26 protein-coding genes, 1 tRNA gene and 1 other RNA gene are annotated in these 25,287 nt (G+C 71.7%); 14 read left to right on the top strand and 14 right to left on the bottom strand.

Annotation, left to right across the window (positions count from 1 at the left end):
• Positions 1 to 27: 27 nt before the first annotated feature.
• Entirely contained in the window at positions 28 to 513 is a 486-nt protein-coding gene (locus AB0I42_RS03220) for an Lrp/AsnC family transcriptional regulator (RefSeq protein ID WP_357533717.1), read from the bottom strand.
• A gap of 92 nt (positions 514 to 605) precedes the next feature.
• Between AB0I42_RS03220 and AB0I42_RS03215 the strand changes: the two genes are divergently transcribed.
• Together AB0I42_RS03215 and AB0I42_RS03210 are read left to right on the top strand one after the other, a co-directional pair.
• Positions 606 to 1,064: a rhodanese-like domain-containing protein gene (locus AB0I42_RS03215; RefSeq protein WP_357533715.1), complete on the top strand. Its 459-nt coding sequence runs from the start codon at positions 606 to 608 to the stop codon at positions 1,062 to 1,064.
• Positions 1,065 to 1,183: 119 nt separating this feature from the next.
• Positions 1,184 to 1,690, top strand: coding sequence for a hypothetical protein (locus AB0I42_RS03210; protein ID WP_357533713.1), 507 nt, complete (start codon positions 1,184 to 1,186; stop codon positions 1,688 to 1,690).
• A gap of 35 nt (positions 1,691 to 1,725) precedes the next feature.
• Here AB0I42_RS03210 and AB0I42_RS03205 read toward each other — a convergent pair whose 3' ends face one another.
• Positions 1,726 to 2,826 (bottom strand): hypothetical protein, encoded by a 1,101-nt coding sequence (locus tag AB0I42_RS03205; protein ID WP_357533712.1) that lies wholly within the window; start codon positions 2,824 to 2,826, stop codon positions 1,726 to 1,728.
• A 330-nt stretch (positions 2,827 to 3,156) separates the two neighbouring features.
• Between AB0I42_RS03205 and pruA the strand changes: the two genes are divergently transcribed.
• Complete coding sequence (gene pruA / locus AB0I42_RS03200; protein ID WP_357533710.1) at positions 3,157 to 4,785, top strand: L-glutamate gamma-semialdehyde dehydrogenase; 1,629 nt, start codon at positions 3,157 to 3,159, stop codon at positions 4,783 to 4,785.
• A 201-nt stretch (positions 4,786 to 4,986) separates the two neighbouring features.
• Here the strand turns inward: pruA and AB0I42_RS03195 are convergent, their stop codons facing one another.
• Positions 4,987 to 7,539 carry a helicase-associated domain-containing protein gene (locus AB0I42_RS03195; RefSeq protein WP_357533708.1) on the bottom strand — a complete coding sequence of 851 codons (2,553 nt, stop codon included), beginning with the start codon at positions 7,537 to 7,539 and terminating at the stop codon, positions 4,987 to 4,989.
• Between the two features lie 163 nt (positions 7,540 to 7,702).
• Between AB0I42_RS03195 and AB0I42_RS03190 the strand changes: the two genes are divergently transcribed.
• The 9 genes from AB0I42_RS03190 to AB0I42_RS03150 all read left to right on the top strand — a co-directional run bounded on the left by AB0I42_RS03190 (position 7,703) and on the right by AB0I42_RS03150 (position 16,531).
• The gene (locus AB0I42_RS03190; RefSeq protein WP_357533706.1) at positions 7,703 to 9,280 is read left to right on the top strand and encodes a protein kinase; all 1,578 of its coding nucleotides are present in this window, start codon (positions 7,703 to 7,705) and stop codon (positions 9,278 to 9,280) included.
• Between the two features lie 166 nt (positions 9,281 to 9,446).
• On the top strand, positions 9,447 to 9,962 hold the full coding sequence (locus AB0I42_RS03185; protein ID WP_357533704.1) for a PadR family transcriptional regulator: 516 nt from the start codon (positions 9,447 to 9,449) through the stop codon (positions 9,960 to 9,962).
• A 66-nt stretch (positions 9,963 to 10,028) separates the two neighbouring features.
• On the top strand, positions 10,029 to 11,150 hold the full coding sequence (gene prfB / locus AB0I42_RS03180) for a peptide chain release factor 2 (RefSeq protein ID WP_357533702.1): 1,122 nt from the start codon (positions 10,029 to 10,031) through the stop codon (positions 11,148 to 11,150).
• A 105-nt stretch (positions 11,151 to 11,255) separates the two neighbouring features.
• Positions 11,256 to 11,936, top strand: a complete 681-nt coding sequence (gene ftsE / locus AB0I42_RS03175) for a cell division ATP-binding protein FtsE (RefSeq protein ID WP_357533700.1) — start codon at positions 11,256 to 11,258, stop codon at positions 11,934 to 11,936.
• A gap of 74 nt (positions 11,937 to 12,010) precedes the next feature.
• Complete coding sequence (gene ftsX, locus AB0I42_RS03170) at positions 12,011 to 12,886, top strand: permease-like cell division protein FtsX (RefSeq protein ID WP_357533698.1); 876 nt, start codon at positions 12,011 to 12,013, stop codon at positions 12,884 to 12,886.
• A 194-nt stretch (positions 12,887 to 13,080) separates the two neighbouring features.
• Complete coding sequence (locus AB0I42_RS03165; protein WP_357533696.1) at positions 13,081 to 14,352, top strand: M23 family metallopeptidase; 1,272 nt, start codon at positions 13,081 to 13,083, stop codon at positions 14,350 to 14,352.
• Positions 14,353 to 14,518: 166 nt separating this feature from the next.
• Positions 14,519 to 14,998, top strand: coding sequence for an SsrA-binding protein SmpB (gene smpB / locus AB0I42_RS03160; protein ID WP_357533694.1), 480 nt, complete (start codon positions 14,519 to 14,521; stop codon positions 14,996 to 14,998).
• A 131-nt stretch (positions 14,999 to 15,129) separates the two neighbouring features.
• Positions 15,130 to 15,502: a transfer-messenger RNA gene (gene ssrA, locus AB0I42_RS03155) on the top strand.
• Between the two features lie 93 nt (positions 15,503 to 15,595).
• A complete protein-coding gene (locus tag AB0I42_RS03150) occupies positions 15,596 to 16,531 on the top strand; it encodes a hypothetical protein (protein WP_357533692.1) in 936 nt (311 codons plus the stop codon).
• Between the two features lie 42 nt (positions 16,532 to 16,573).
• Here the strand turns inward: AB0I42_RS03150 and AB0I42_RS03145 are convergent, their stop codons facing one another.
• Positions 16,574 to 17,377, bottom strand: a complete 804-nt coding sequence (locus AB0I42_RS03145) for an S-methyl-5'-thioadenosine phosphorylase (RefSeq protein ID WP_357533690.1) — start codon at positions 17,375 to 17,377, stop codon at positions 16,574 to 16,576.
• A 173-nt stretch (positions 17,378 to 17,550) separates the two neighbouring features.
• Here AB0I42_RS03145 and AB0I42_RS03140 point away from each other — a divergent pair, with 173 nt between their 5' ends.
• Together AB0I42_RS03140 and AB0I42_RS03135 are read left to right on the top strand one after the other, a co-directional pair.
• Positions 17,551 to 18,141 carry a YqgE/AlgH family protein gene (locus tag AB0I42_RS03140; protein ID WP_357533688.1) on the top strand — a complete coding sequence of 197 codons (591 nt, stop codon included), beginning with the start codon at positions 17,551 to 17,553 and terminating at the stop codon, positions 18,139 to 18,141.
• Positions 18,142 to 18,367: 226 nt separating this feature from the next.
• Positions 18,368 to 18,440 (top strand) — tRNA-Ala (locus tag AB0I42_RS03135).
• A gap of 105 nt (positions 18,441 to 18,545) precedes the next feature.
• Here the strand turns inward: AB0I42_RS03135 and AB0I42_RS03130 are convergent.
• The 10 genes from AB0I42_RS03130 to AB0I42_RS03085 all read right to left on the bottom strand — a co-directional run bounded on the left by AB0I42_RS03130 (position 18,546) and on the right by AB0I42_RS03085 (position 25,270).
• Positions 18,546 to 19,682, bottom strand: a complete 1,137-nt coding sequence (locus tag AB0I42_RS03130; protein ID WP_357533686.1) for a site-specific integrase — start codon at positions 19,680 to 19,682, stop codon at positions 18,546 to 18,548.
• Positions 19,683 to 19,892, bottom strand: coding sequence for an excisionase family DNA-binding protein (locus AB0I42_RS03125; RefSeq protein WP_357533684.1), 210 nt, complete (start codon positions 19,890 to 19,892; stop codon positions 19,683 to 19,685).
• Positions 19,889 to 20,056 carry a hypothetical protein gene (locus AB0I42_RS03120; protein ID WP_357533682.1) on the bottom strand — a complete coding sequence of 56 codons (168 nt, stop codon included), beginning with the start codon at positions 20,054 to 20,056 and terminating at the stop codon, positions 19,889 to 19,891. The genes AB0I42_RS03125 and AB0I42_RS03120 overlap by 4 nt, the downstream gene beginning before the upstream one ends.
• A 465-nt stretch (positions 20,057 to 20,521) precedes the next feature.
• Positions 20,522 to 22,111, bottom strand: coding sequence for a hypothetical protein (locus AB0I42_RS03115; protein WP_357533680.1), 1,590 nt, complete (start codon positions 22,109 to 22,111; stop codon positions 20,522 to 20,524).
• Positions 22,108 to 23,139 carry a bifunctional DNA primase/polymerase gene (locus tag AB0I42_RS03110; RefSeq protein WP_357533679.1) on the bottom strand — a complete coding sequence of 344 codons (1,032 nt, stop codon included), beginning with the start codon at positions 23,137 to 23,139 and terminating at the stop codon, positions 22,108 to 22,110. Before AB0I42_RS03110 ends, AB0I42_RS03115 begins: the two co-directional genes overlap by 4 nt.
• Positions 23,140 to 23,171: 32 nt before the next feature.
• Entirely contained in the window at positions 23,172 to 23,669 is a 498-nt protein-coding gene (locus AB0I42_RS03105; protein WP_357533678.1) for a hypothetical protein, read from the bottom strand.
• Positions 23,666 to 23,992, bottom strand: a complete 327-nt coding sequence (locus AB0I42_RS03100; protein WP_357533676.1) for a DUF4326 domain-containing protein — start codon at positions 23,990 to 23,992, stop codon at positions 23,666 to 23,668. Before AB0I42_RS03100 ends, AB0I42_RS03105 begins: the two co-directional genes overlap by 4 nt.
• Complete coding sequence (locus AB0I42_RS03095) at positions 23,992 to 24,738, bottom strand: DNA cytosine methyltransferase (RefSeq protein ID WP_357533674.1); 747 nt, start codon at positions 24,736 to 24,738, stop codon at positions 23,992 to 23,994. The genes AB0I42_RS03100 and AB0I42_RS03095 overlap by 1 nt, the downstream gene beginning before the upstream one ends.
• Positions 24,735 to 25,040: a hypothetical protein gene (locus AB0I42_RS03090; protein WP_357533672.1), complete on the bottom strand. Its 306-nt coding sequence runs from the start codon at positions 25,038 to 25,040 to the stop codon at positions 24,735 to 24,737. The genes AB0I42_RS03095 and AB0I42_RS03090 overlap by 4 nt, the downstream gene beginning before the upstream one ends.
• The gene (locus AB0I42_RS03085; protein ID WP_357533670.1) at positions 25,037 to 25,270 is read right to left on the bottom strand and encodes a hypothetical protein; all 234 of its coding nucleotides are present in this window, start codon (positions 25,268 to 25,270) and stop codon (positions 25,037 to 25,039) included. Before AB0I42_RS03085 ends, AB0I42_RS03090 begins: the two co-directional genes overlap by 4 nt.
• Positions 25,271 to 25,287: the final 17 nt, after the last annotated feature.

Below are 25,287 nucleotides of genomic sequence, written 5' to 3'. Positions count from 1 at the left end.
GTTTGCCACCGGTGGCCTGCGATGCCGCTACCCATGCGGTCCCGCCGGCCCGTCGACCGCCCCGACCGCCAGGTCACGCTCCGGTAGCGGACTCGAATAGACGACGCTTGTGGTGACCCCGCCCAGCCCCGAGATCCGGCCGGTCACCGACTCCAGGTGCCGCATCGAGCGGGCCACCACCTTCAGCACGAAGCAGTCCTCCCCGGTCACGTGGTGGGCCTCGACGATCTCCGGGGTGGAGTCGAGCAGTGCGTGGAACGGCCGGTAGTTGCCCGTCGGGTAGCGCAGCCGGACGAACGCGAGGATCTCCAGGCCGACCCGTTCCGGCCGGACCACCGCCCGGTAGCCGACGATGACACCGCACTCCTCGAGCCGGCGCACCCGTTCGGCGACGGCGCTCGGCGACATGGCCACGGTGCGGGCCAACTCCGCGTAGCTGGCCCGGCCATCGGCCTGCAACGCCGCGAGAATCCGCCAGTCAGTCTGGTCCAGTGCCGGTGATTCCGTGGTCATCCGGTGAACCTACCGTGGAAGCGGTGCCTTCTACGCCGATGTGCCGTTGACCGGGCGTTCCCGGGGCCGACGGTGCGCCGTACCGTCTGATCATGACGACAACCACCGCGAACCCGGTGCTGGCCGTGCCGCCGGCAGCGCCCGACCAGGCCGCCGCCTGGTTCGCCGCCAAGCTGGCCGCGCAGACCGACGTCGCCGACGTGCGGGCCGCGCTCCTGCTGGCCGACCCCGGCTTCACCCTCGTCGACAGCCGTTCGCTCGCCGCCTGGCGGCAGGGCCGCATCCCCGGCGCGGTGCATCTGCCGACCGCGATGATCCCGGTCCGTGGCCACCGGCTGCTCGACCCCCACCGGCCGGTGGTCACCTACTGCTGGGGACCGGGCTGCGACGGCGCCACCCGGGCCGCACTCGCCCTGGCCCGACGCGGCTACCTGGTCAAGGAGATGATCGGCGGCATCGAGTACTGGACCCGGGAGGGCTTTCCGGTCCAGGTCGGCGACGAGGTCCACGAGCGGCCCGCCGACCCGCTGACCGCACCGGTGGCGCGCTGACGCCGCCGCCCTTCCCCGGCTGGTCGCCGCCTCGTGTAGGACAATGGGCGGCGCCGCGCCAGATCGGAGTCCGCGCGGCCACCGGCCCGCGCGCCGGTCGCGGAAACGGAGACCTCGCGGTGCCAGACGAACTGATCAGGGTGTACGTCCCGGCCACCGTGCCGATGCTGGCGATGCTGCGGGCCGAGGGCGCCCTGCCCGGCCCCGAGGCGCACGCCGTCACCCCGGCACTGCGTGAGTGGTACGCCGAGGGCGACGAGGAGGAACTCGAGTACGTCGCCTTCACCCGCGCCGCCCAGGCAGCCCTTCCGCTGCTGCACGCCGACCCGGACGCGCCCCGCCGCCGGGTGGTCGTCTCGGCCGACCTGCCGGCCTCGGCGGTGCGCAACGGCGCGTACGAACTCGGCTCCAGCAGCGTCGGGCTGGCCGGACCCGTCCCGCTGCGGGCGGTCGCCGCGATCCACGTCGACAGCACCGACGCGACCGACGACGTCGCTGCGGCGGCCGCCGTCGTCGAGCAGGCCCTGGCCGGTGACGACGACGCGCAGTTCACCGTCGACGGGACCGAGGACCACGAACTCGAGTGGTACGACGCCTCCGAACTGCCCGTCCTGCTCGACGCCTGAGCCGGACCGGCAACCCGGCGACCTGAGGGGCTCGGCTACCGGGCGGGCTTGAGGGTGCGGCCGAACGCGATCGTCGCGGTGAGCGCGCCGATGAAGAGCACCATCAGGGCGAACATGATCCGGTCGCTGTCCGCCTGGGCGCGGACCAGCCGGTCCACCTCGCTGATCGAGCTGACCGCTTCGAGTACCCGTGCCCCGCCGACCCGGGTGACCACCTCGCTGACCAGCAGCAGCAGGCCGGAACCGGCCCCGCCGAGCATGTACGCCGGCCAGCGGGGGGCCGGCACGCCCGACGACCGCCGGCCCACCAGCCGCAGATAGCCGAAGACGACGAACCCGGCGACCAGGCCGCTCAGCACCGTCGACGCGAGCGTGAGCCGGCCGGCGGCACTCTGCTGCGAGGCGCCGCTCTCACCGGCGCCCAACAGCGGCAGCAGTGCCCCCCGGAAGACGTTGAGGAGCAGGACGACCGCGAACAGCGCGAGCGTGGCGGCGGCCACCCCGGCCAGCGCCGGCGCGGCGGCGCGACTCACGGCCGTGGCGGCGGCCGCCCCGCCGACGATCACCGCGGCGGCGACCGTGCCGGCGAGGATCGTGCCGGCCGCGCCGCCGTACCAGACGCTGCCGGCGAACGCGGCGGCGAGCCCGACTACCATGCTCGCGCCGATCGCGGCGGTGAACCGTACGGTCGTGCCGGGCCACCGGCGGGCGGCCAGGTTGGCCGCCGTCAGCCCGACGGCGGCACCGGCGACCACGCTGGCCGAGACGACGTTGGGCAGCGCGATCGCGGTCGAGGCCAGCGCGATCGCGTCGGTCACCGAGGTCGCGATCGCGTCGCGGAGCAGCCAGAGCGAGGCGGCCAGCCAGCCGACGGCGAGCAGGGCCACCAGTGCGGCGCCCGGCGCCAGCACCCCCCGGCGCCCGTCCTCGCCGTCAGTATCGGTGTCGGTGTCGTCGTCCCCGTCGTCGTCACTGTCGACCGGCCCGGCCGCTGCGTCGTCCAGGTCGGCGTCGGCGGACCCGGGCGGGCCGGTCTCGGCGGCCGGGGGAGCGGCGCCGTCGGGCGTCTCCGTGGCCGGCGCCGCGGTGGGGTCGCCGGCCTTCGGTGGCGCGGTGGCGCCGGACTTGTCGGTCATCTTCTCCCCTCCCGGGCGACCGGCCGCGCCGGTCGGGCGGCGCGAGATCGGGCGCGGCGCCGCTACGGCACCGGCTCATCAGGGTACGCGGCCCGGCTGGGCCTTCCGGCGGGCGGCGGCTGCCGGCCCGGCGGCCGAGGCGACCGGCAGCCCCCGGACCAGGGCCGGCGGCGGCCGGGCTCGGGGTGGACGGCCTTCGACGTGCGAGTATTGGGATGGACCCGACACCGTGGCATTGGCACCCCCGGAGTCGTCACGCGTTTCGTCGGAACGGCGGCGTTGGCGGGTCCGGTTTCGTCTACCCTGTCGAGATCTTGCGGGAGCCCACCCATGGACGCTGTCTTCTCCGTACCCGAACCGCACAACGAACCGGTCCGCGGCTACGCACCCGGTAGCCCCGAGCGCGACGCCATCGCGCGCCGCCTCGGCGAACTTGCCGCCGAGCGCCTCGAACTGCCGATGACCATCGGCGGTGAACGGCGGATGGGAGCCGGCACGCCGATCGACGTCGTCCAGCCGCACCGGCACTCGCACGTGCTCGGGGTCACCAACAACACCACCGTCGACGACGCCCGAGCCGCGGTCACCGCCGCGAAGGACGCGTCGTACGACTGGCAGCGGCTCTCGTTCGAAGACCGGGCCGCGGTGTTCCTGCGCGCCGCCGACCTGCTCGCCGGACCGTGGCGGGACACCCTCAACGGCGCGACCATGCTCGGCCAGTCGAAGACGATCCAGCAGGCCGAGATCGACTCCGCCTGCGAGCTGGTCGACTTCCTGCGGTTCAACGTGCACTTCGCCCGCCGGCTGATCGCCGAGCAGCCGATCTCGTCCGCCGGCGTCTGGAACCGGTTCGACCACCGGCCGCTGGAAGGCTTCGTCTACGCGATCACGCCGTTCAACTTCACCGCGATCGCCGGCAACCTGCCGGCCGCGCCGGCCCTGCTCGGCAACACCGTGGTGTGGAAGCCGTCGCCGACCCAGCAGTTCTCGGCGCACTTCACGATGCGGCTGTTCGAAGCCGCCGGCCTGCCGCCCGGTGTGATCAACATGGTGACCGGCGACGGCATCGCCGTCTCCGAGGCGGCGCTCGCCGACCCCGACCTGGCCGGCATCCACTTCACCGGCTCCACCGCCGTCTTCCAGCACCTGTGGCGCACCGTCGGCGAGAACATCGCGAAGTACCGGGGCTACCCGCGCCTGGTCGGCGAGACCGGCGGCAAGGACTTCGTCGTCGCGCACTCCAGCGCCGACGTTGACGCCCTGCACACCGCGCTGATCCGGGGCGCCTTCGAATACCAGGGCCAGAAGTGCTCGGCCGCGTCGCGGGCGTACGTCCCGCGCTCGCTGTGGGAGGGCGGCCTGCGCGACCGGCTCGCCGCCACCGCCGAGTCACTGACGTACGGCGACGTGACCGACTTCGCCAACTTCGGCGGGGCCGTGATCGACGCCCGCTCCTTCGGCCGGCTCGCCGCCGCGCTCGACCGGATCAAGAACTCGCCGGAGAGCACCGTGCTGGCCGGTGGCACCGCCGACGACTCCGAGGGCTACTTCGTCCGGCCGACCGTCGTCGAGTGCACCGACCCGACCAACGAGGTCTTCACCACCGAGTACTTCGGGCCGATCCTCGGCGTACACGTCTTCGACGACGCCCGCTTCGACGAGGTGGTGACGCAGGCCGAGTCGGCGGCACCGTACGCGCTGACCGGGGCGGTCTTCGCCGACGACCGCCGGGTGGTCGACCGGGTGACCGAGAAGCTGCGGTACGCCGCCGGCAACTTCTACATCAACGACAAGCCGACCGGAGCCGTGGTGGGGCAGCAGCCGTTCGGCGGCGCGCGGGCCAGCGGCACCAACGACAAGGCCGGCTCGTGGCACAACCTGCTGCGCTGGACGTCTCCCCGCACGCTGAAGGAGACCTTCGTTCCGCCGACCGATCACACCTACCCCCACATGTCCTGACCGTCCGCTCGTCCGGCCCACCCGCCCCAGCCCGTCCCCGTCCCCGTCCCGCCCCGCGTCCTCCCCGAGCCCTCCCCGAGCGTCGATCTTGGGGATGTAGCAGACAAAACGGGGCATGATCTTGGCAACAAGTCCTTGATCAACGCGTCTGGGTGGGGCGGGGGGCGGGCGCGGGGAGGGGGGCGGGTGGGGTCGGGGGCGTCAGGCGGGGGAGACGGACTCGATCCGGTCCAGGGCGAACATCCGTTCGTCGTCGCGTAGGTGGCACCAGGCGGCGAGCAGGTGCCGGTCGACGTCCAGTGGCTCGATGACCCGGGTGGTCAGTTCACCCGACGAGTCGCAGTAGTCGATCTTCACCCGGCCGCCCCCGACGGTCGCGTCGACCAGCAGCGCCCGCTCGTCGGCCCGCAGGTGGGCGGCGTGCCGCTCGACCAGCGGCCGGACCAGTTCCGCCGTCAAGGCCGGCTGTTCGACGCCGGGTGACGTGAGCAGGTCGAATTCCCGGCCGCCGGGATCGTCGGCAAGCCCGGCCGCCGCGGTGGCGAGCAGCCGTTCGGCGAGTTCGGCCGCCGCCCGGCCGGTGCCGGACCCACCCCCGGCCGGCCCGTCACCGCTGCCGTCGGCCCGGCCCGCGCGGCCCGGTGCCGACCCACCGCCGCCCGGCGCCGAAGCGACGCGCCCCGAAGTCGACATGTCGCGCCCCGGAGTCGACGAGTCGCGCCCCGAAGCGTCCTGAGCCGACGCGCCGCGAGCCGACGACGACCCAGCGCGACCACCCCGCAGCGCCGGGGCCCGTCGGCGGGTCGGCCGCTCGACACGGACCTCGCCGTCGCCGTCCTCGCCGATCGGGGCGAATCCGGCGGCCCGCAGCGCGTTCAGGGTCTTCGCCATCGGCTGGGCGCTGGCCAGCACGGTCGGGGCGAGGACCCGCAGTTCGAGCGGGCGCAGGGCCCGGGCCGCCGCGATCTCGGTGACCAGGGCCGGGTCGTCGGCGTGCAGGACGCAGCCGACGGCGCGTACCCGGACCCGGCCGTGCTGCCGGCCGACATCGTTGACCAGGTATTCCAGCGTCTGCGGCAGGTCGCCGCCGGCGGCGGCGCGGCGCAGCGCGGCCAGCAGCGCGGACGGTTCGTGGCCGGCGTCGAGAGCGGCGCGTACGGAGGCGGCGCTGAACCGCCAGGTGGCGGCGCCGCCCCGCGATTCCCGCCGGGCGGCCGCGTCGAGCAGTTCGGCGAGCGCGGCGGCCGGCAGGCCGGGTACGACGACGGTCAGGTCGTTCTGGAAGACGGCCGAGCCGACCGACGCCGGCAGCAGGCTCGCCGTCACGTCCTCCAGGGTGTCGGGGGCGTGCAGCAGCGCCCGGCCGAGCCGGGTCAGCACGCCGTGCGCCGCCACCCCGACGAGTTGCGCCTCCCGCCACAGGCCGGCCACCAGGGCGCCGTCACGCTGGCCGGAGAGCAGTGGCAGTTGCCAGGTGAGCGTGTCGGCGAGCCGGTGCGGGTCGGTGATTCCCCGACCGGGCGGCAGTTCGTCCAGGGTGCGCAGCAGCGCCGGCCGCAGGTCGAGGGCGGCCAGCCCGGAGCCGTCGCGGAGCAGGGCCGCCGGTGGCCGCCCGGTGTCGCCGGTCGCGGCCGCCAGCGGTACGGCGGGCAGCCGCTGCCACCCGCGCAGCAGCACCGGCAGCCGGGCGCCCGGTTCGGCCTGGGCCCAGTCGTCGTACGCGTCGGTCGGCAGCACCTCCTCGCGGGCGACACCGAGCAGCCCGGCGGCGTACGCGAGTTCGAGCCACAGCCGTACCTCGGGCTCGTCGCAGCCGACGGCGCGGGCCAGCCGGCGCAGTTCCCGGCTGCCGACGCCGCCGGCCTTGAGCAGCGCGACCGGGGTGACGGCCGCGGCCTCGACGACGGCGGCGACCCGTTCCACGGCGGTGCTGGCGGCGGCGACGGTCTCCCGGTCGACGGCGCCGGTGGGCGTGTCGCCGAGCACCAGCCGGGGCGGGTGCGGGGCGAACGGGGCCCGCCAGTGCGGACCACGCAGTGCCAGGCCGACCTCGCGGGGCAGTTGGGCGTGCCGCCAGCCGTCCCAGACCAGCAGGCCCCGGCGGATCGCCCACTCCAGGGCGGCGCCGTCGGGTCGGGCGGACTCGAAGTCGTCGGGCGCCTCGGTGAGCGGGCCGTCGTGCGCGACGCGGTCGAGCAGCAGGCGTACCTCGGCCGGGGCGGCGGCGACCATCGCGCGGACCCGATCCGGGTCGGCGAGGGCGGCGACGAGGGCGTCGGGTGTGGCGGACGGCAGCCGCCACAACCGGGCCATGTCGTCCAGTTCGGGCGGGAACAGGGCGGGCGCCAGCTCGGCGGCGGGCAGGCCGAGGCCGAGCGGGAACGTGAACGCCGACCACAGCGCGCCGGCCATCCGCAGCTCGTCGCCGTCTGTCCAGACCAGCGCCCGCTGGCCGAGGATCTCCAGGGTGGCGGCGAGTTCGGCGTCGTCCGGGGCGCGGCCGATCAGTTCGGCCAACCGGGTACGGGGCACCGCCGGCCCGCCGAGCGCCTGCATCGCCTCGACGAGTTGTACGGCCGGCGCCGGCAGCCGGGCCAGCGCGGCGGCGACCGACTCGTGTCGTTGCAGGCGGGCGGCGAGCGAGCCGAGGTCGGTGACGGCCGGCGCGGCCAGGGCGTCGGGGCGGCGGACGAGGATGGCGGCCAGTTCGTCGGGGGAGCGGCCGGCGAGCCAGCGGGTCAGCGGTGAGGCCACGGCGCACTCAGTCCTCTCGTCCGGTCCGGCCCAATCTCCCGTACCCCCGCGGCCAGGTCAAACTCCGGCACCCGGAGGTGTCCCGGGTTCGTGCCAACCTGGCCCCGCCGGCCCCGGGCGGGGGTGCCGACGGGCATAACGTCCGGTTCCGGGGAGGACAGTCATGGACACTCTGCTCGACGGCCGGTACCGACTCGAGCGGGAGATCGCCCGCGGCGCGATCGGCGCCGTGTGGCGGGCGGTCGACACCCGCGACGACACCGCGGTCGCGGTCAAACTGCTGCGGCCGGAGGCCGCCGAGCAGCCCGACCTCGTCGAGGCGTTCATCGCCGAGGCGGAGCTGCTGGCCTTGCTCGACCATCCGTCTGTCGTACGCCGGCGGGACTTCGTCGACTCCTCGACCGGGCCGGACGGTGCCGACGGCGAGCTGGCCCTGGTGATGGACCTGGTGGAGGGTGAGGACCTGCGGCGGCGGGTCCGCCGTGACGGGCCGGTGCCGGCGGCGATCGCCGCGGACGTGGTGGCCCAGGTCGCGGACGCCCTGTCCTACCTGCACGGGCGCGGGATCGTGCACGGCGACGTGAAGCCGGGCAACCTGCTGGTGCCGGCGGACGGCGGCCCGGTCCGGCTGGTCGACTTCGGGGTGGCCCGGGCGGTCGAGGGGGTGCCGGCGCGAGCCACCCACGCCACCCCGGAGTACGTCGCGCCGGAGGTCGTCGCCGGCGCGCCACCGACTCCGGCCGCCGACGTCTACGCGCTGGGCATCGTGCTCTTCGAGTTGCTCTGCGGCCGCAGCCCGTTCCGGGGCGGTCCGCCGACCGAGGTCATCAACCGGCACGCGACCTGCACGCCGGTGCCGCCGCCGGGGCTGCCGTCGGTGCTCTGGCCGATCATCGAGGACTGCCTGGCGGTCGACCCGGCCGCGCGGCCGAGGGCGTCGCTGCTGGCGGTCCGGCTGCGCGCGGTCCAGTCGGAACTCGACGGTACGGCCGCGGCGCCCGCCCTGACCGCCGGCACGGTGACCTGGTGGCCGCGGCCGGCCGGGGCGACGACCGGGCTGGCCAAGGTCGCCCAGCCGGTGACGTGGGTGCCGCTGCGGGCGGCCCCGGTCTCGCCGGCGTCGGCGTACTCGGGGCGGATGGTCGCGATCCCGGTCGCCGGGTTCGAGGCGGCGCAGGTCACGCCGGCCGCCCCGGTGGTGCTCGGTGCCGCGTACGGCACGGCGAGCCCGTGGCCGGGTGCGGTGACCGAGGCGCTGCCGACGGGTGGCGCGGGCAAGACCGTCCGACGTGGTCGGGCACCGCTGGTCGTGGCCGGGGTGGGTGCGGCGGCGGTGCTGCTGGCGGCCCTGGCCGGCGGGCTGGCGCTGCGGGCCGCCGACGGTGGTCCGGTGCGGACCGGCGGGCCGGTGGTGCCGGCACCCACCGCGCCGGCCGGTGACCGGGTCTCCCCGCTGCCGGGCAGCGACCCGTCGGCGACGCCGGGCGGGCCGTCGGGTGGTCCCTCGTCCGAGCCGGAGGCTGGGCCGTCCGGTGGACCGGACCCGGCGGACGGTGGACCGTCCGCGCCGCCGTCGGGGCCGGGAACTGGCGGGCCGGGTGGACCGGGTGGGCCGTTGGTGTCCGGTACGCCGGGTCCGGGGCTGACGACGGTCCCCCGACCGGGTACGAGCGGCCTGCCGGGTATCGGTGAGCCGATGCCGACGATCCCGGGGCTCGGGGCGCCCGGAATGGCCGGTTAAAAGGGACAAACTTACCGTCCGATGGACACCGCGCCCACAAGAACCGCCCACGCATCGATGGTCCTCACCAGACTGTCTGCCACCGACAGTGCACAGTGGAGCACTCGGCGTTTTGGATCATGCCAAATCCTGGACGTGGAGGCGACAAAGTGGCAGCGTAGAGGGTATGGCGGATTCTCAGATCAACCCCACGGCGGCCGCTCTGTTGGGCCTCCTCCACGAAGGACCGATGACCGGCGGTCAGCTCATGGCCGCGGCCGAGCGGCGGCTCGCGCCCTACTGGTCGATGACACGCAGCCAGGTCTACCGGGAACTACCGGCCCTGGCCGACCTGGGCTACGTCCGGCTCGGTAAGCCCGGCCCCCGGTCCAGCCAGCCCTACGCGATCACCGCGGCGGGCAAGCGGGCGTTCTCCCGCTGGCTGACCGAGGCTCCCGGTCGCGACGCCGTACGCAACCCGATCGCGCTTCGGGTGGCGTTCGGCGAGCAGCACTCCGGCAACCAGTTGAACAACCTCTACTCCGGTGCGAGCGACTACCACTCCGAGGCCCTCAGCCACGCCCGTGAGCAGGTCAAAGAGGCCAAGAAGGCGGGCGACGGATACGGCGCCGCGGCGCTGGAGTTCGCGGTCGCCTACCACAAGGCGGCCCTCAACTGGCTCAAGGCGGTGCCGGCCGGCTGAGCCGCGGCGGGTGTGGTGGGACGGGAGCCGCGCCCGGCTCGCCGGGGCGGCGTACTCTTGGATGTCGTGACCGCTGCCGATTACGCCGACCAGCTCAAGACACTCGACGCCACACTCCGGAACATCGAGGCCGTGCTCGATGTCGACCGGCTCCGCCGGGAGAAGGTGGAGTTGGAGGAGACGGCCTCCGCCCCTGATCTGTGGGACGACCAGGCCCGTGCCCAGCAGGTGACCTCGAAGCTGTCGTACGTCAACGGCGAGATCACCAAGCTGGAGCGCCTCCGTGGTCGGCTCGACGACGCCCACGTGCTCCTGGAACTGGCCGAGGCCGAGGACGACCCCGGGTCGCTCGAGGAGGTCGGCACCGAGATCCAGGGGCTCGGCAAGGCGATCGACGAGCTCGAGGTCCGCACCCTGCTCAGTGGCGAATACGACTCCCGTGAGGCGCTCGTCGCCATCCGCGCCGGGGCGGGTGGCGTCGACGCCGCCGACTTCGCCGAGATGCTGCTGCGGATGTACCTGCGGTGGGCGGAGCGGCACGGCTACCCCACGGAGGTCTACGAGACGTCGTACGCCGAGGAGGCCGGCCTCAAGTCGGCCACCTTCGCCGTCAAGGCCCCGTACGCGTACGGGACGCTGAGCGTCGAGTCGGGCACGCACCGGCTGGTGCGGATCAGTCCGTTCGACAACCAGGGTCGCCGGCAGACGAGCTTCGCGGGCGTCGAGGTGTTGCCGGTCACCGAACAGACCGACCACATCGACATTCCGGAAAACGAGATGCGGGTCGACGTCTACCGTTCGTCGGGTCCTGGTGGACAGAGCGTTAACACCACCGACTCGGCGGTGCGGATCACCCACATCCCGACCGGCATCGTCGTCACGTGTCAGAACGAGAAGTCCCAGTTGCAGAACAAGGCGTCCGCGCTGCGGGTGCTCCAGGCCCGGCTGCTGGAGCGCAAGCGGCAGGAGGAACAGGCAAAACTCGAGGGGCTGAAGACCGACGCCGCCGGCTCGTGGGGCGACCAGATGCGCTCGTACGTCCTGCACCCGTATCAGATGGTGAAGGATCTCCGAACGGAGCAGGAGACGGGCAATCCGTCCTCCGTTTTCGACGGTGACCTCGACGGATTCATCGAGGCGGGTATCAGGTGGCGTAAGCAGCGGCAGCTCGCGGGCGAGGCGGCCTAGGCCGGCCGGGGGCTCCGGGGGATCGCTGGCACTTTTCGGACAATACGGGTGCGGTCGGTCGATGGCGACTTGGCGATTTCGTTACACGGCGTAGACTCACCACCCGTGATTCTGCTCGAGCAAGTGACGAAGACGTACCCGAAGGCGTCCCGGCCGTCGCTGGACGACGTATCGGTCTCGATCGAGAAGGGCGAGTTCGTCTTCTTCATCGGTCCCTCCGGCTCCGGTAAGTCCACGATCATCAAGTTGCTGCTGCACGAGGTGCAGCCCAGCAAGGGCAAGGTCGTCGTGAACAGCCGCGACGTCACGTCGATGCGCTCCTGGAAGATTCCGCACTTCCGGCGCTCGATCGGCTGTGTCTTCCAGGACTTCCGCCTGTTGCCCAACCGCACCGCCTACGAGAACGTGGCGTTCGCCCTCGAGGTGATCGGCAAGACCAAGGCGGTCGCCCGCCGGGTCGTCCCCGAGGTGCTCGAACTGGTCGGCCTCGGTGGCAAGGAGCACCGCTACCCGCACGAGCTGTCCGGTGGTGAGCAGCAGCGGGTCGCGGTCGCCCGGGCGTTCGTCAACCGCCCGCTCATCCTGCTGGCCGACGAGCCGACCGGTAACCTCGACCCGGACACGTCGATCGAGATCATGCGTCTGCTGGACCGGATCAACCGCACCGGCACGACCGTCGTGATGGTCACCCACGACTCCAACATCGTCAATCAGATGCGCCGCCGCGTCATCGAGATCGAAAGCGGCCGGATCGTCCGCGACCAGGCCCGCGGCGTCTACGGCTAGGTTCCGCGCCCCCGTACGGCTCCACGACCTGAGCAACACCCTCGCTGCGGAAGACCCCCGGAAGGAAACACCCGATGCGCGCGAAGTACGTCCTGTCCGAAGTAATGGTCGGGCTGTGGCGCAACGTGACCATGACCATCGCCATGATCATTACCATGGCGGTGTCATTGACCATGCTGGGTGCCAGCGGCCTGATGTACATGCAGGTCAACTCGATGAAGGACTTCTACTACGACCAGATCGAGGTCTCGATCTTCCTCAAGGGTGACGTCACCGAGGAGCAGCGCTCCACGCTGGACGCCGCGCTGAAGGCCGACCCGCTCGTCGCCGAGGTCATCTACGAGTCCAAGGAAGCGGCGTACGAGAAGTTCAAGGCGATGTACCAGGACGCCCCGGACTTCGTCAACGCGGTCAAGCCCGACACGCTGCCCGAGTCGTTCCGGGTCCGGCTCAACGACCCCGAGCAATACCGGCAGATCGTCGACAAATACCAGGCGAACGAGGGGATCGACGAGATCGTCGACCAGCGCCGGCTGCTCGACAAGATCTTCGGCATTCTCAACTCGGTGCAGAACATGGCGCTGATCGCCGCTTCGATCATGGCCATCGCGGCCCTGCTGCTCGTCGGTAACACGATCCAGGTGGCCGCCTACAGCAAGCGTCGCGAAGTCGCGGTCATGAAGCTTGTCGGCGCGTCCAACTGGTTCATCCAGGCGCCGTTCGTGCTCGAGGCCGTCGTCGCGGGTCTGATCGGCTCGATCATCGGCTTCGGTGGCCTGGTCCTGGCCAAGCTCTTCCTGCTCGACGGCTCGCTGCGCGAACTCACCGACCTGCTCACCCCGATCGAGTGGAACAGCGTGCTGCTGATGTTCCCGCTCATGGCCGGCGTCGGCGGCCTGGTCAGCGCCGCCACCGCCTGGGTCACGCTCCGCTTTTACCTGCGGGTCTAGTCGGCTCTGCCGACCTACCTTCTTGCGGGGTCAGGGCGGGGCTGCGCGCATCCGGCCGACAACTTACGATCGCCGCCACCCGGGATGTCCGGGTTGGCGGCGATCGTTCTTTTCGGGGGAAGTGGTGGCTATTTTGCTGATGTGTCGTATGTGACCAAGTACGGTGACCTTCACGTACGAGTGGAGGGTGTGCCGTGGACTCGTATCGGATGTTCCGTCATGTCGCCCTGGTCGCGACCGTGTTCGCGGTCATGCTCGCCTCGGCCTGCCCGGTCAACGCCAACCCTCGCGACGACCAGAAACGCATCGAGGCGGAGATGGCCCGGGCCGGTTCGATCCTTGAAGGAGCCACCGAGCGGGCGCAGCAGGCGGCGAAGCTCCTCGCCGCCGCCAACGGCGCCATGCCCGCCGCACAGAACCTCGTCGCGCAGCGCCGGGGTGAGGTCGCCGCCGCCGAGACGGCGGCCAGCACCGCGCGGCGCAAGGCCGACGAGGCGCAGGGTGCGCTGAAGGCCGCCACCGCCCGGTACGCCGAATCCGAACGCCAGGTCGAAGCCGCCCGGGAGCGGGCCGCCGGCTTCGTCGTCGCCAACTACAAGGGCAGCGACCTGGCGACCGCCAACATGCTCCTCGCCGCCCGCGGCCTGCTCGACGCCGCCGACCGGTACGGCTACTTCGAGCGGATCATGAGCACCGAGAAGGCGGCCATCGACGCGCTGACCGACGCCCGGCTCGACGCCAAGCAGAGCCAGAACGAGGCCACCCTTGCCCGCCAGGCCGCCGAGACCGCCCGGATCGAGGCCGACCGGGCCCTCGCCGACGCCCGGGCCGCCCAGGCGCAGGCCGAGGCCGCCGCTGCCCAGGTCGTCGCGCTGACCACCCAACGCACCGAAGCGCTAGCCGTCGCCGAACAGGAGCGTGGTGCCAGCCTCGCCAAGTACGAGGAGGCCAGGCGGGAAGCCGCCCGGATCGAGGCGGAACTCGCCGCCTGGGAGGCCCGGCAGACGGGGAACCGGCCGGGCGGCAACGCCGCCCCGCCGCCGGCGGCCAAGCCCGGCGCCAAGTTCCTCATGCCGGTACGCGGCTGGAAGTCCAGCGACTACGGCATGCGCTTCGACCCGTACTACCGGGTCTGGCAGCTGCATGCCGGGGTCGACATCGCGGCCGGCGGCGGGCAGCCCATCTACGCCGCCGCCGACGGCACCGTGATCCGCGCCGGCTGGAACGGCGGCTACGGCAACTACACCTGCCTCAGCCACGGCAGGTCGGGCGGCAAGGGACTGAGCACCTGCTACGCCCACCAGTCGAGCATCGGCGTACGGGCCGGCCAGTACGTGCGCCGGGGCCAGGTCATCGGCCGGGTCGGTACCACCGGCGCCTCGACCGGCAACCACCTGCATTTCGAGGTGCGCCTCAACGGTTCCCCCACCAACCCGCTGAGCTGGCTCCCCGGCTGCCTCTGCTGACCCTCACCCGCGCCTCCCGCCTCGCGATCTTGCAGTCATCTCCCCCTTATGTCCGGTTTGCCGGGCGACAAGTGCAAGATCGACGGGAAAGGGCGGGGCGGGTCGTGCGTTGATCCGGGTAGCATGGCTCGGCTTGACGCCGGGGAGAACAGAAGGAGGTGTGCCGATGCCGCGGGAAAAGGGGCGCAAGGTCGTCGCCTCCAACAAGAAGGCGCGACACGACTACGCGATCCTCGACACGTACGAGGCGGGCATGTCGTTGACCGGCACCGAGGTCAAATCCCTCCGGGCCGGGCGGGCGTCGCTCGTCGACGCGTTCGCGCAGGAACGGGACGGAGAGATCTTCCTGTACGGGATGCACATCCCGGAATACGCGATGGGCACGTGGACCAACCACGAGCCGCGCCGCACCCGCAAGCTGCTGCTCAATCGGCTCGAGATCAGCCGCATGATCGGCAAGCTGCGGGAGAGCGGGCTGACCCTGGTGCCGCTGTCGGTCTACTTCTCCGACGGCTGGGCCAAGGTCGAGATCGGCCTGGCCAAGGGCAAGAAGACGTACGACAAGCGGCAGGACCTCGCCAAGCGCGACGCCGACCGCGAGATCCAGCGCGCCGCCGGCCGGCGGGGCAAGGGCATGTACGACTGAACCACCGGCCGCCGCCGCCCCGGGCCCGATGGTCGTGGGTGGCGGCGCCGGACCGGTCCGGCGGTATCCGGAATGAAGTCCGTGGCGCGAGACGTTACGCTTACGTGGCTGCAACCGGTGCAGCACATCCAGGGGGTGACTGGTTTCGACTTCGTACGTTGCGGCAGGGGAAGCGAGCCGAGGAAGCCGACGTCGTCTCGAGAATCGTTCGTCGGAAACCAATAAGCGCCAAGCAAAATCGCGCTGACTTCGCTCTCGCCGCCTGAGGCGAGTAGCAAGTCTGTCGGTCTGAGCACGCCTTCGGCCCAGTAACCGGCATCAGCTAGAAGGCTGGCCAACCGGACCTCGTCGCGGGGTCCGTGCGGTGAGATTAATCGCGACTGAGCCCGTCACACCGACTCGCTCGCGTGATCGGTGGGGCCGAGAAAGGCACAGCGAGCTGCGCTCGGAGAAGCCCTGTCAAGGCGCCGAAGGACCCGGGTTCGATTCCCGGCACCTCCACCAGACAGCGCCCCCGACCCGAACCGGGTCGGGGGCGCTCTGCTGTCCGGGCCACCCCGGGTGGAACCTGTGGCCGCCGCCCGGCGTCCGACTGGTATGCGCCGTCTCGCCAGTGTCCTTGCCGTCGCCCTGTGCGTCACGCTGACCGCCTGCGGGCAGAACCCGGCAGGTCCGGGCGACCCCGCCCCGGACCCGGACGGGTTCGCCGAGCGGGCCACCGCCGTCGCCGAGACCTGGCGGGCCCGGCCCGCCGACGCGTGGCACACCGGCTACCTGCCGCTGCAGAACGCCACCGTGCTGGCCGGCAACCCGAAGCTCACCGCCGACGCCGAGATGGCGTTCAACGCCGGCTGGTACACCCTCAAGACGACGCTGCCGACCGACCCGCCGCCCGGAGGAGTCGTCCGGTTCGCCGACGGGGAGCTGCCGACCACGCTGGTCGGCGCCGTCGAGGCGTACCGGGAACTGGACCAGGGTGACCCGGCACCGTGCCCGCAGCAGCCGGGCGGCGCGCAACCGACGCCGACCGGCGGCCCGGACGAGTCCGTCAGCTCCGCCGCGCCGTGCGGCGTGCTCACCGTCACCGGGGTCGAACTCGGCGAGGTGGCCGTGCTCACCAGTCGCGGCGAGGCGCGGGTCCCGGCCTGGCTGTTCCAGGTCGCGGAAATCCCCGTTCCGGTCGCGCGGGTCGCGGTCGCGCCGGCCGACACCGCCGCGCTTCCGCAGGTGGCCGAGCCGACCGGGGCGCCGCCGGCCGGACTGGTCACCGTCCAGGACCTGTCGGACGTCGACGGCAGCCAGATCACCTTCCGGCTCGGCATCGGGGCCTGCGACACCGACCCGAAGCCGTTCGTCGAGGAGTTCGACGACGCGGTCGTGGTCAGCGGCACGGTGACCAGGCCGACCGCCGGCGCGTGCACCGACCAGCTTCTGTTCGAACCGGTCACCGTGACGCTGGCCGCGCCGCTCGGCGACCGGCCCGTCCTCGACGCCGTCACCGGCCAGCCGATGCGGCTGCCGATGTTCCGCTAATCCCGTGTGGAGGAGGGGGATGCAGATGTGGACGGTGCCCGCTCAGGGCAGGTCGAACGGGAGCTTGATGCCGTCGAGCGCGTTCGGACACGGGCAGGAGCGCTCGGCCGGTAGCGCGGCGACCGCGTCGAGCAGGACCTCACGCAGCCGGGCGGTGTTCTCCGCGAACACCCGGAAGACCTCCTCCTGCGTGACGCCGTGGCCACCCTCCACCCCGGCGTCGAGGTCGGTGACCAGGGCCACCGAGGTGTAGCAGAGCGCCAGCTCCCGGGCCAGGACCGCCTCCGGGTGGCCGGTCATGTTGACCACGGCCCCGCCGATGCCGGTGTACCAGCGCGACTCGGCCCGGGTCGAGAACCGCGGACCCTCCACGACGACCATCGTGCCGCCGTCGGTCGCCGCGACGTCGTGACCGCGCGCCGCGTCGAGGACTACCGTACGGCCGACCGGGCAGTACGGGTCGGCGAACGAGACGTGCACCGCACCCCGGTCGTAGTAGGTCTGCACCCGACCGGTGGTGCGGTCGATCAACTGGTCCGGCACGACGAACGTGCCCGGCCCCAGCTCCGGGCGCAGCCCGCCGACCGCGCACGGCGCCAGGACCTGCCGTACGCCGATCGACCGCAACGCCCACAGGTTGGCCCGGTAGGGGATCAGGTGCGGCGGGTGGCGATGGTCCCGCCCATGCCTGGGCAGGAAGGCGACCGGCCGCCCGCCCACCTCGGCGATCGTGATCGGATCGGACGGTGCGCCGTACGGCGTCTCGACGATGCGCTCGGTGGCGCCGTCGAGGAGCGCGTAGAGGCCGGATCCGCCGATGATGGCGATTTGCGCATGAGGGCTCACCCGGCTTAGCTTTCCCGCCCCGCCAGAAGCCCGCAAGCTCCCGCGAGACAGGTCCCCGTGGCCCTTATCGGCGGCCAGTTCAGCAGGCTATGGTGCGAGGCATGGCGTTGAGGTGGCAGCGGTCCGAGGTCGGTAACTCCCGTGTCCATGGCGCCGAGTAGCGGGTCACGGCCGTGCACGGAGAGGGGCAGGCGATCGGCGGACGGTCGATGGAGTCGCTGACCGGGCAACTGCTCGTCGCGGCACCCGCGCTGAAGGATCCGAACTTCGACCGTACCGTGGTCCTGCTCGTCGCCCACGAACCCGGCGGTGCGCTCGGCGTGGTGCTCAACCGCGCGACCGAGGTGCCGGTCGCCGACGTCCTGTCGTCGTGGGGCGCGCTCGCCGGCGAACCGGCGGTGCTCTTCGAGGGCGGTCCGGTGCAGCCCGAGTCGGCGATCTGCCTGGCCCGGATGCGCACCCCGACCCGCCGGCTGAAGGGCTTCCACCAGGTGTCCGGTGCGGTCGGCACCGTCGACCTGTCCGCCGACCCGGAACGGCTGCGGGAGAGCATCACCGGCATCCGGGTCTTCGCCGGCTACTCGGGCTGGTCGCCTGGGCAACTGGAGGACGAGATCGCGGGTGGCTCGTGGTTCCTGCTCGACGGGCTGCCCGGCGACGCCTTCGTGAACCGCCCCGACGACCTGTGGTCGATGGTCCTGCGCCGCCAGGGCGGCATGATGGCCGCGATGGCCCACTTCCCCTCGGACGTGGCCGTCAACTGATCTCCGCGGTCGCCACCCGCGCCTCGCCCGCCCCGCTGTCTCGGCCCCGCCCCGTTGATCAAGGACTCGTTGTGGGAAGAAACGGGCGAACCGCCCACGGTTTCTCCTCGATCAGCGCGGCGGCGCGGGTCGATCGGCATGGCAGCACGCGGGGGACCCTCGGATGTGACCGGGCGGGCCGGGGTGTGTACTATTCCGTCAGTGCCCGAGAGATCGGGGACAACCGGGGGCCGTGGCGCAGCTGGTAGCGCACCACACTGGCAGTGTGGGGGTCAGGGGTTCGAGTCCCCTCGGCTCCACCCGAAGCAAAAACGGCGACAGCCCTGCTCAGGAGAGATCCTGATTCAGCAGGGCTGTCGCCGTTTTGGCACCATCTTTGGTCTACATGCCAGATCTTTGCCAGATCAGCCGGCCGCGTTGCCTCTCGCCTCCTCGATCAGGGTGTCAAGGGCTGCCGCGATCAGGTGATCCCGGTCACGGGTCGCGTGCTGGTAGATCATTGCCGCGCGGGTAGACGAGTGACCGATCCTGGCCATCAGTTCCTTCAGGGTCGCCCCGCTCTGCGCCGACCAGGTGCTTCCCGTGTGCCGAAGATCGTGCAGGTGCAGATCCACGTCTGCCGGGATGCCCGCTCCCTTCTTGGCCCTGTGCCACACACGGTTGAAGTTGCGGCGGCGTGGAATTCCGTTCTGCGGCCCGACGAATAGCCGGCCGTCGGGGCCGCTCTGGGCGTAGTTCGCCAGGTGGTGCTCGATGTCCCCGTGGAGTCCGCGCGGCAGGCTGATCGGCCGCTTACCGGCCTCCGACTTGGGATCGTCATCGATCTGCGTACCGTCTTCCATTTCTGCGGTCGCGCGCCGTACCCGGAGCTCCATCCGGTCAAGGTCGATGTTCCGGCGGCGTAGCGCGACCAGTTCGCCAAACCGTAGCTGCGCGAACGCGGCGAGCAGTACGAGTAGCCGGTATCGAGGCTGGATCGCCTCGGCGATGGCGAACACCTGGTCAAGCGTGGCGGTCGGGCGTTCTTCGGCCTTGTCCTGTCCGGCGCCCTTGATCCGGCAGGGATTGCGCCTGATCAGGTCGTCGTCTACCGCAGTGGCGAAGATGGCGTGCAGGATGCGATAGGTCTTCGCCACGGTGGACTTTCCGACACCAGCGGCCAGGCGTTCGGCTCGCCACGCCCTGATGTGCGGTGGGGCCAGCGAGTTGAGAGCGGAAGTGCCGAGGTAAGGACGGACGTGTAGCCGGATGTGCCGTTCATACTCCTCGCGCGTACGGGGCTTGAGATCCCGCTCTTTTACCCATCGGTCGACGTACTCGCTGACGGTGATCCGGCCGGCATCCGGGTCGATCCAGTTGCCGCGCAGCATCTCCGCTTCGGTCTCCACGAGCCACTGTTCGGCGCCGCGCTTAGTGTCGAACGTCTTCGGCGCCTTCCGTTCCTGACCGTCCGGGCCGGTGTACCTCGCCTGCCAGCTCTCGGACGGCAGTTGGCGAACGCTGCCGAACCGACGCTTGCGGCCTTTCGTGTTACCTGCCACTCAGGCAGCCCTCCTGTTCCCGCGCGGTCGGTTGATGGGCGTGACGGTGCACCCGTCGATGTAGGCGTTGAGCACGCTCTCGGCGATGCGAACGTGTCGGCCGAACCGCTTGAACTCGATCCGGCGTTCCTCGATCAAGCGACGTGGGAAGCGCTCGGTGGTGCCGAGTCGCTCGGCCACCTCGGGAATCGACAGAAAGCGTTCGATCACGGGCGGGTGTCCTTCCTTGGGGAGGCGTCGAGGTAGATCCGTTCCAAGGTGGAGGGTGGTCGGTCGGGGTAGCGGCGGCTGACGGTGCGGATGTCGAGCGTTGCGGCGAGGGCGGTGAGGGTGGCGGTTATCTCGGTGGGTGTGCCGTGGAGCCTGATTCGCATCGTGGGCGCCTTTCGGGCAGCGGGTGCCGTCGGTGGAGGATTAGGGAGGTATCACCACAGAAGGGCTCAGAGCGGCCCTCTGAGAGCGCCGTAGGCGCAAGATCTCGGGTGGACCGGTGTATTGGTATGCACCGAACCGTCTCAGCGGGTCTCAGGGGGCCGTTCATCCCGGTCGGGGCCGCATGTCGGTGGCGGTCCGTTGTTGTTCCTGCGTTTGGGGGCTGAAACATCTCCGCATCTCCGCATCTCCGCAAACGTGCCGTTGACCTGGGCTTTTGTTTGCGGAGATGCGGGGATGGTCGGAGAGTTCATCTCCGCAACGGCCGGCTATCTCCGCAGAGGTTGCGGAGATGCGGAGATGGACTCTCTTCGATAGTGAAGATCTCCGCAGGGTGTTTGCGCTGGTAGCGGGCCGGTTTTGCGGAGATGCGGAGATGCGGAGATGTTTCAGCGGGTTTCCGGGGTCTAGCCGTCGTGGCGTTCGACCCAGAAGACGTTCCGGTCGCCGCGTTCGCTCTTGGCGGAGCGTAGGACGTGGTCGCCGCGCCACCGGCCGACCTGCCCGGTCAGCAGCCGGCCGAGGGCGAGCGGGTTGGGTAGGCGGCCGTTGTGGGTGGTGATGAACTGCCCGTCCCAGGCGTCGACCTGCTCTGCGCCGAAGCCTTGGGGTTCTCCGTCGCGGCGTAGCTCGGCGGCGGTCATGGGGTGACTGCCGTGGCGGTCGTGCCAGCAGGTGAGGAACCCGCGCCAGCGGGTTTCGTCTTCATCGATCCCGGACACGGCGGCGACGTTGGTCAGGAACCCGTCGATGCCGTGATGGGCGAGGAACCCGCCGAGGGCGTTCGCCCACGGCGTGAACTGCCGCATGGACACCCCGGACGCGCGGGGTGCGCCGTTGTTCGTCCAGTCCAACACCAGGACCAGCAGGTGCCACAGGACGGTGAGCTGATTCGCGGGGACGGTGATCCACTGGTCGAGGTGCGGGATACCGAACCCGGACTGGTCGCGCTGGTCGGGCCGGGGCATGTTCGGATCGAGATGCACCCGCACCGTGCGGGAGGCCATGTCGCCGCCGACCTGGAGGTTGTTGCCGGTGGCCATCCACAGCCGGTCGTTGACGGCCGCGACGTTCCGGGACGCACCCAACTGCCGGTCCGACCACACCCCGGCCGTGACCAGCAACGCGAGGTTGGCGGAGTCGATGACGGTGCCTTCGGGGACGTTGTCCCAGATGACCACGCCGACCTGTTCGGCGAGTACGGCGGTGATTGACTTGCGGAGTTCGTCTTCGTTGTCGGCCCACGGCATCATCCGCTGCCCGTACAGCATCCCCGGACCGGCCGTCAGGATGCTCTTGCCCGAGGCGGGCATGGTCGCGTCGATCAGCGCGAACGGGGTCAGGGACCGGGTGAAGTGCCGCAGGATCGGCGTGGCCAACAGCGCGACGTAGTTCGCCCGGTCGGCCGCCGTCGACCACGGGAAGTCGCGCAGGAACCGGCCGAGCAGGAATTCCCGTGCCTTGCGTACCTGCTCCGGGGTGGGCCGGTCCGGCACCGGCTGTAGCGCGACTTTGGAGGCGAGGTAGAGGCCGGTGGCCGCGTCGTAGCCGGGCCGCTGCAACAGCGTCCCGTCCCGGCGCAGCACCGGCGCCCCGATGATCCCGCGTAGCGCAGCGACCTTCGGCCACGTCTTGCCGGCCAGGACCGACGACAGGATGTCGCGGGGCGGGGTCACCTCCTCCTCGACCACCTCAGGGTCACCAGCGGCGTTCTTGCGGGTGCGGAGCCGGTAGACGTAGGCGTGTTCGGCGAGCAGGCCAGCCAGCCCGGCCGAGGTCAACCGGGACGCGGCCACCGGCAACGGCGAATCCTCGTCCACCCCGCCGGACAGCCCACCGGACACGGTCTCCATGTGGACCAGGTCCCCGGCCGAGACGTAGGTATCGGGCAGCAGCCCGTTCCGTAGGGCGTTCTTGACCACCCGGATGGTTTCCGGGCCGGTGCCGACCTGCACCCGCACCGGCGCGTCAGGGGTGGTGTTGTTGGTGGTGGTCATGCGGCCACGCTCCGGGGACGGGTCGCCCCGACCCGCAGGCCGGACGCGATCGTGCGGGCTATCTCCCGCTCGGTCAGGGGCGTCTTGCCGGGCAGGCTTCGGGCGACCGGCGTGAGAACGGCGTACACGTCGTCGCTGGTGAGCGAGCCACCGGCGACCAGTTGGCCGAGGACCATCGCGGAGTTGAACAGCGCGTTGTTGCGGTAGCCGTCGGCCGCTGTCCGCAGGTGCGTCACCGCCCCGTCGATCGCGGTGGCGAGGTAGCGCCCGGCCCGACCGGCGGCGAGGTTGACGACCGTCGGCCCCTGTGCGGGCAGCGGAGCGGGGGTGAGAAGCGTGGCGATCCATTCGGGCAGCGGCAGGGGGTCGCAGTCCAGCGCCACCTTGTACGGGCGGCCGGTGACGGTGGACCCGCCGGCCACCACGTAGCCGCCGTGCGCCCGGGTGTCGATTTTCCACCCCAGACCGCGTCCCCGGTCGCTGGTGGTGTTACGCAGCTGCGGGCCGCTGGCCGGGTGCTGGTAGTACAGGTGGCTGCCGCCGCTGGGCGTGTCCACGGTGTAGGTGACATCGATGCCCTCACGGGGCGGGGTGTCCGGGCGGCCGTAGCCGGCGATCCAGCCGATCGGACTGCCGTGCCTCGCGGCAAGCACGGCGAACACGTCCATGCCCGTGCCCGATCCGGCCCACTCGGCCGGCGGGGTGTCACCGGGGTGCTTGGGTACGTCCGGGTCGACCACGACCAGCCCGGACGGGCCGCACGCGATACCGATGTTGTAGGGACGGGTCGACCACGCCCGGCGGATGCGGTCCGGGTCGACGGTGGCGCGTTCCTCCCAGCCGACGTGCCGGCCGGTGGCCCGGCAGCGGGGGTCGACCTGGTCGCAGCGGTCGGCGGTGCACCGGTTCGGGAACGCGGGCCGCTTGGCGTAGTCCTCGTCGGCGTTGCCGGGCCGGTCGGGGTTGAGCGGGAAGACGTGCCAGCCGCGTTCGGCGTAGCCGAGAGCAGCGGTGAGCAGGTCAGACACGGTGTTCTCCGTTCCAAGGGGCGGGCAGGAGGTCAGGCGGGATGAGGCAGGTCGAACAGCCCGGCCGAAGGCCGGTCCGATCGGCTCGTCCGGGGTCGAAGCGGCACGACCGGCGCCAGCCTGGCCGGGCCGGCGAACGGCCGTCGGGGCGCGGTCGACGCGGCGGCCCGCAACGCGGCCACCACCTCAGCCGGCGTCCGACGTGGCGCCTGCGACCACGGGACGACCGGGGCACGCAGCCCGGCCGCCCCGTAGCTGGACAGGTGGTAGTTGAGGTGATCGAGCGTCGCCGCGTACGCCTCTGCCGTACCGGGCGGCGTGCTGGTCAGGAACCACTTCGGCCGGCCGACCAGCGCGCACCGGACCGCCCCGAGGATCGACGCCGGAAACATGCCCGTGCGGTGGACCGGGCAGTTGCGCTGGCAGCCGTCGTGGGAGTCGTAGAGCCGGTGGTCGCGGGTCCAGCCGTGCCGGCCGATGTAGACGGCGGCCCGGTGCAGGGCGTCGGGGATGCTGGTCGGCCGGGTCACGACGTGTCCCCGGCCAGGTGGGCGAGCAGGATGTCGGCGTGGCAGGGCTGGCCGACCGGGCACCAGCAGGCCAGGTTCCGGCCGGCGAGTTCCCGGCGGGCGGCGGCGATCAGGTCGGGCCGGCCGGCGAGCCACTGCCGGTACCGGTCGATGGCCTCGGCTCGACCGGTCGGGGTCGGTTCGGTGGCCGTGAACGGGTTGCCCCACCGGCCGGGTCGGCCGACGTAGACCGTGTTCGGCGGCATCCGCCAGCCACGCGACCGGCGCCGTTGGACACGTCGGGGCGGGGCCGGCGTCGGGGTGGTTACGGTGTCGTCGGCCATCACGCGGCCCACCTGGCGGCGACCGGTGCAGCGGCGTCGGTGATCAGTCGACCGATGTGTTCGGCGACGTCGGGAACGACGGCGTTTCCGAGTGCTCGACGTCGGTCCAGCCCGAGGGGAACCCCATGAGCCATTCGAGCCACGTCGGGTTCGGTGGCCCACCGACCGCATCCCCCAGGTCGCATCTCCCAGAGCCCGTCTTCGCCATCCGGCGCAGCAGGGCCGGTTCGCTCATCCCGCCACGGGCACCGTCCTTGGCCTTGGGGGTGGGCCAGTATGAACAGGCGCTTACGTGGGTGTGGGGCGCCCATCTCGCAAGCGCTGATGTAGCCGGCACGGGCGGTGTATCCGAGCCGGTGAAGGTCGGCGAGAACAACGTTGAGTCCACGGGTTCGCAGACCGGGCACGTTCTCGGCGACGACCCATTCGGGCCGCAGGTCGGCGATGACCTCGGCCATCGGGTTCCAGAGCCAGCGGGGATCCGCCTGCGCCAGTTTGCGACCCGCGTTGCTGACCGGCTGGCACGGGAATCCGCCGGCGACAACGTGAACAGCGGGACGGGGTCGGGACCGCCACCAGGCGACAGCGGTTCGGACGTCGTCATGTCGGGGCACCTCCGGCCAGTGGGCGGCGAGCACGTGACGGCAGAACGGGTCGATCTCGACCTGACCGACGACGGTCATCCCGGCCCGTTCCAGGCCGAGTTCCAGACCGCCGATCCCGGCGAACAGCGACAGCACGTTCATTCCGCCGCCCCCCGGTACCTGGCCGGCGTCGGCCGGCCCGCCAGTGCGGCGCGGGTGACCAGCGTGCGCAGGTCGCCGAGCAGCGTCCCCAACTGTCGGCGGGCGGTCGGCTCGACCGGGGTGAGCGCGATGCGGAGTCGGACGTCGGCGTACTCGCCGCCGCCGTCGACTAGGACGCGGGTGAGGACGGCTCGGCCGTGGCCGGGCAGCTCGACCACGATTTCCTCGGACCGGTGTTCGGCGAGGTTGCAGCGGTGGTCACGGGCGCACCAGTCGGTGTGCGGCCGCGCCCGGCGCCTCATCGGGTGCCCCGGTCGTACTCGGCCCGCAGGTGCTCGTAGAGGCGGCGGCCGAGGCGGACGCGGCGGCCGGTGCCGTCGCAGGCGAGGCAGTCGCGGTGGCGTCGGTCGAGCCGGTTGCGGCGGCCGGTGCAGTAGCGGCAGCGGCCGAACGGGGCGATGACGCACAGCGCGACGTACCACGCTGCGTAACCGGCAAGGGTGAGGGTTGCTAGGACGGCGGCGAGGGTCACGGGATGCCTCCACAGGC

The organism is Polymorphospora sp. NPDC050346 (genome assembly GCF_040655695.1).
Taxonomy (GTDB): Bacteria; Actinomycetota; Actinomycetes; order Mycobacteriales; family Micromonosporaceae; genus Polymorphospora; species Polymorphospora lycopeni.
This window is presented reverse-complemented; position numbering and strand designations above follow the sequence as displayed.

What these genes read in the sequence shown, in the direction of transcription:
- AB0I42_RS03220 (WP_357533717.1), bottom strand. Translation starts at nt 513, where the DNA reads ATGACCACGGAATCACCGGCACTGGACCAGACTGACTGGCGGATTCTC.
- AB0I42_RS03215 (WP_357533715.1), top strand. Translation starts at nt 606, where the DNA reads ATGACGACAACCACCGCGAACCCGGTGCTGGCCGTGCCGCCGGCAGCG.
- AB0I42_RS03205 (WP_357533712.1), bottom strand. Translation starts at nt 2,826, where the DNA reads ATGACCGACAAGTCCGGCGCCACCGCGCCACCGAAGGCCGGCGACCCC.
- pruA (WP_357533710.1), top strand. Translation starts at nt 3,157, where the DNA reads ATGGACGCTGTCTTCTCCGTACCCGAACCGCACAACGAACCGGTCCGC.
- AB0I42_RS03190 (WP_357533706.1), top strand. Translation starts at nt 7,703, where the DNA reads ATGGACACTCTGCTCGACGGCCGGTACCGACTCGAGCGGGAGATCGCC.
- AB0I42_RS03185 (WP_357533704.1), top strand. Translation starts at nt 9,447, where the DNA reads ATGGCGGATTCTCAGATCAACCCCACGGCGGCCGCTCTGTTGGGCCTC.
- ftsX (WP_357533698.1), top strand. Translation starts at nt 12,011, where the DNA reads ATGCGCGCGAAGTACGTCCTGTCCGAAGTAATGGTCGGGCTGTGGCGC.
- smpB (WP_357533694.1), top strand. Translation starts at nt 14,519, where the DNA reads ATGCCGCGGGAAAAGGGGCGCAAGGTCGTCGCCTCCAACAAGAAGGCG.
- AB0I42_RS03150 (WP_357533692.1), top strand. Translation starts at nt 15,596, where the DNA reads ATGCGCCGTCTCGCCAGTGTCCTTGCCGTCGCCCTGTGCGTCACGCTG.
- AB0I42_RS03120 (WP_357533682.1), bottom strand. Translation starts at nt 20,056, where the DNA reads ATGCGAATCAGGCTCCACGGCACACCCACCGAGATAACCGCCACCCTC.
- AB0I42_RS03115 (WP_357533680.1), bottom strand. Translation starts at nt 22,111, where the DNA reads ATGACCACCACCAACAACACCACCCCTGACGCGCCGGTGCGGGTGCAG.
- AB0I42_RS03100 (WP_357533676.1), bottom strand. Translation starts at nt 23,992, where the DNA reads ATGGCCGACGACACCGTAACCACCCCGACGCCGGCCCCGCCCCGACGT.
- AB0I42_RS03095 (WP_357533674.1), bottom strand. Translation starts at nt 24,738, where the DNA reads ATGAACGTGCTGTCGCTGTTCGCCGGGATCGGCGGTCTGGAACTCGGC.
- AB0I42_RS03090 (WP_357533672.1), bottom strand. Translation starts at nt 25,040, where the DNA reads ATGAGGCGCCGGGCGCGGCCGCACACCGACTGGTGCGCCCGTGACCAC.